This window comes from Acinetobacter guerrae (assembly GCF_009372255.1).
Taxonomy (GTDB): Bacteria; Pseudomonadota; Gammaproteobacteria; order Pseudomonadales; family Moraxellaceae; genus Acinetobacter; species Acinetobacter guerrae.
The window spans coordinates 1-229 of sequence record NZ_LXGN01000053.1 but is presented as its reverse complement, the minus strand read 5'-3'; the positions used below and the strand labels follow the sequence as shown (position 1 = coordinate 229).

The following is a 229-nucleotide window of genomic DNA, read 5'->3' as shown; positions in this document are numbered from 1 at the left end:
GTTTTCTGGCGAAGCCGCGGGAAATATCTATTCTCGTTTTACCAATCCAACTGTTGCTATGTTCGAAAAACGTCTTGCAGCAATGGATGGAGCTGAACGTGCAGTTTCGACGAGTTCTGGTATGGGGGCCATTTTGTCTGTTTGCATGGCTTTCTTAAAAGCAGGTGATCATGTCATTTGTTCTCGTGCTTTTTTTGGTTCAATCGTTGAATTATTTGAAAAATATATC

Annotated in this window: 1 protein-coding gene; it reads left to right on the top strand. The window is 41.0% G+C overall.

The annotated features are described in order from the left end of the window. Window positions 1-229 (top strand): aminotransferase class I/II-fold pyridoxal phosphate-dependent enzyme (locus tag A7A69_RS13370; RefSeq protein WP_152878059.1); only part of this gene is annotated, 229 nt, incomplete at both ends.